Here is a 2,597-nt window from a genome sequence, read left to right as displayed (position 1 = left end):
CTTCAAAGTTGAATCCGTCCTGACACTTTTTTCGGTTCACGTCGCGAAGCGGCGTCGGCTATTGACTCGATCGCAATAGCGACTGGACGGCATTGCGCACTTTTGGCCAGAACGGTGAGAATGGACTCGCGATTTCAAAGTGCCCCAAGCTTGGCGCTGTCACGAAATCAATTGAATCGCCAGCTTCTGCAGCCGCTTTGGCATAGCGCGCTCCCGACCAGAGGGGCACAAGTTTGTCGCGTTCTCCCCAGACAAGAACCTGGGGCACGCCCAGTGGGAGCAAGTTACTTGGGGAAGCCTGCTTATATCTCTCCGGAACTGCAGCGGGAGAGCCCCCAAGAAGCTCTTCCACGACGTGGCCTTGGCAAGCGCCGATTTCCAATGCTATCTCGGTCTCCAAGTCCCCGGGACCCGCCAGATTGACTACCCCACGAATCCGCAATGGATCGGCGACGTAAAGTGGGCTTCCTTGGGGAAGGCGTTTGCGCGCGGCGACCCACGTCGCGAGCTGCCCACCAGATGAATGCCCAAGCAAGACCACACGATCGAGATCGAGCCGGTATTGCCTGGCGATGGTACGCAGGTGGTCTACGGCCATCCCTACGTCCTGGAAGGTTCCTGGCCAACCACTGCCGGGCTGGGGAAGCCTGCGGTATTCCACATTCCAGGTGGCAATGCCCTCGGCTTTCAATGCATCAGCAATGGGTGCCATGTCGCGGAGGCTAGCGTAGTCCGCCTTCCAGCATCCTCCATGAATGAGGACGACAACCGGATGTTGTCCAGCCGCGGATGGGACCCTCAAATCAGCGAATTGATTCGGATCCTTGCCATAGGCGACCCGATAATCTGCAGGCTTGCTCGGCAAAGCCTGAAACTCGGCAGGCCCCATCGACGCAGCAACGGTAGGTGATGCCGGAATCTTATGGGTGCTGGCGCACGCGACAAGGGTTGCCGCAGCTAGCGGGTACAGAAATTGTCGAAACATACGAATCTCCAGACGGCGCCTGACACCTGAATCAAGTCGAGCCGTGAAGCGGCTTCGGCTTGAATGAATTATTTGTCGAGCAATCGACAGCTTTGTGCTGCGCCTGCCTGGACAAGCCTTCTGCTTGCGCATAGCCCCAGAATCCGAGAGCGAGGAAAGGCACGAACGCCACCAAATGCAAGTAACCAATGATTTTTGCCCCACGGTACTCCTTGCGGCGTTCTGGCGGAGTCGGATTGAGGTGGCCTGGTTTTTTTGAAAGGGACGCTTGCCAGCCATGTCCTACTCGGCACCATCTCCGAACCAGTCGACAAACGCGACCCGCAAGGAGAGCGTCTATCGGCAGCTCGAGCAGTTCTACCGGGCGGCTCGCCGAACTACCTGATGAACTTCGGCTCGAGCAGGCTGAACCGGCAGCACCTGTTCTGAGCGCCCAGTGTTCAAGCATGAACGCCACGGCCGGACGATCCGTCAGTAGGGTCATCTAGATGAGCGAATGCGACATGCCAGAGCTGGCCGCAGCTACGTGCATGTTGCGAAACGTCGAAATTCTTTACAGATCCCTTTTCCGCAACCCCAAGGGTGAAACCCAAGTTCTTGTTATTACATAGGTATACAACATGGCATTAAATCTGCTTAATCATCCGAGGCCGCGAGGTCTCGGCTTGAGCCACCCACCAACAATGCCAGTGAAACTTGGGAGCAAAACAGTCATGTCAATCAAAAATCTCCTGCTACTAGCGGCTACGCTTTCAGCAGCCTGCATGTCTGCACAAGCAACGCCTGTCGTCTACTCAGCGTCGGACAACAACGTCAGTTCGCTGGCACAGATGGTTAATTCCAGCGCGATGGCCGCGACGTTTGACGCGGTTGCTGGCGCCATTTCCATCGTTGACTTTGAGTCAGCGTTGCCCGCCAACGTGACCATCACCGGGGGCAGCACAACCAACAACTCAGGCTGCGGCGCGTTGTGCGGGTTCAATACCACCCCAGGCGGTGCTTTCTTCCGCTCTGTTTTCGGCGGCTCAGTGACATTCAGCTTCACGAACCCAGTGGATTCATTTGGCTTCTATGTAAACGGCCTGCAAACGGATCTCGTGCCGCAGCAAACCATCGTGTACGTGGACGGGGCGTCCGTTACCAGGACGCTCAATATGCCGTCGGCCATCAACGGGGGCGGCGCGTTCTTCGGCTTCATCGATTTTGGGAACCAGATTTCCAGCGTCACGTTCAACGCCACCAACGACATTCTGGGCTTTGACGATTTGCGATTCGGCCGCGCGGAGAATAACCCGAATCCGGTTCCCGAGCCGGGGACTTTCGGCCTATTGGGATTTGGTCTCTTGGGCGTTTGGATGGCGGCGAAAAAGCGTACCGCTTATCGAGTCGCGGCATAGATCAACAGGGTTAAAAGGCGTCACCATTTCGGTTTGGCCCAGTTGCGTCCGTACCTGCTCCATCACCGCCGGTCCCTAACGGGGTCAGGTTCACTTCCTGACAAACCCTGGCACCGCGCACCTACACCACCCCGGACCCAGACACACTATCGCCGCCTTGGCCATGCCCCGATGCTCGGGGCATGGCCAGACTCTGTAGTGGTCAAGTATTTTCG

The 2,597-nt window shown here is 57.2% G+C and carries 2 protein-coding genes; one reads left to right on the top strand and one right to left on the bottom strand.

From position 1 onward, the window contains the following. Positions 1–58: 58 nt before the first annotated feature. Positions 59–1,117 carry an alpha/beta hydrolase gene (locus UUA_RS19075; protein WP_202946900.1) on the bottom strand — a complete coding sequence of 353 codons (1,059 nt, stop codon included), beginning with the start codon at positions 1,115–1,117 and terminating at the stop codon, positions 59–61. A gap of 632 nt (positions 1,118–1,749) precedes the next feature. On the opposite strand from UUA_RS19075, the gene UUA_RS18105 reads away from it, so the two are divergent. Continuing rightward, the gene (locus tag UUA_RS18105) at positions 1,750–2,382 is read left to right on the top strand and encodes a PEP-CTERM sorting domain-containing protein (protein WP_008439602.1); all 633 of its coding nucleotides are present in this window, start codon (positions 1,750–1,752) and stop codon (positions 2,380–2,382) included. Positions 2,383–2,597: the final 215 nt, after the last annotated feature.

The organism is Rhodanobacter thiooxydans LCS2 (genome assembly GCF_000264375.1).
GTDB classification, from domain to species: domain Bacteria; phylum Pseudomonadota; class Gammaproteobacteria; order Xanthomonadales; family Rhodanobacteraceae; genus Rhodanobacter; species Rhodanobacter thiooxydans.
This window is presented reverse-complemented; position numbering and strand designations above follow the sequence as displayed.